The organism is Mycobacterium sp. NAZ190054, assembly GCF_001545925.1.
Lineage (GTDB): Bacteria > Actinomycetota > Actinomycetes > Mycobacteriales > Mycobacteriaceae > Mycobacterium.
The window spans coordinates 1-669 of record NZ_LMVQ01000515.1 but is presented as its reverse complement, the minus strand read 5'-3'; the positions used below and the strand labels follow the sequence as shown (position 1 = coordinate 669).

At 70.1% G+C, this 669-nt stretch carries 1 protein-coding gene; it reads right to left on the bottom strand.

Features of this window, described 5'->3' with window-relative positions:
• Positions 1-90 precede the first annotated feature (90 nt).
• Positions 91-561, bottom strand: a complete 471-nt coding sequence (locus ASJ79_RS25225; RefSeq protein WP_067961371.1) for a hypothetical protein — start codon at positions 559-561, stop codon at positions 91-93.
• Between the last annotated feature and the right edge of the window lie 108 nt (positions 562-669).

Genomic DNA, 669 nt, shown 5'->3' with positions numbered 1-669 from the left:
CTGAGGTTAACGCGGGTGACATACCCGCGGGCATTCAGGAGTATGTCCATTCACTCACAGGAACGATTCAGATAGCCGCGACCGGGCCATCTACCGCCCGGTAACAAGGTGGTCGTCCACGCTGCGCTGCCGTCGCCCCCGGGACAGCGCGCGAAGTTCGGCCTCCAACTCCGCGATCCGCCTACCGGTCCCGGTGTCCTCGTCGCCGGCGACCGCGGCGGCGACCGCGGACTCCAGACCCAGCATTCGGGTCGCCACCCGCTCCTCGACGACGGCGCGCACCGCCGCCACCTCGTCGAGGCTCCACCGCTCCAGGACCGCCCGGTCGTGCAGCAACGTCCGGGTCCGGATCATCCAGGCCGTCGTGAGCACCCCGAGCACCGCGCCGCCGAGCATCCCGGCGGCCGCCGGTCCGGGAGCCAACCCGGACAGCAGCCGGGTCGACACCATCGCCACCCCCAGGCCGAACCCGGCGCCGAGGACGCTCATCAGCCGGGTCTCCAGCCGGCGGGCGCGCAGCGGCGGATCCGGGACGGCGACCGGCGCAGCGTGGACGACCACCTTGTTACCGGGCGGTAGATGGCCCGGTCGCGGCTATCTGAATCGTTCCTGTGAGTGAATGGACATACTCCTGAATGCCCGCGGGTATGTCACCCGCGTTAACCTCAG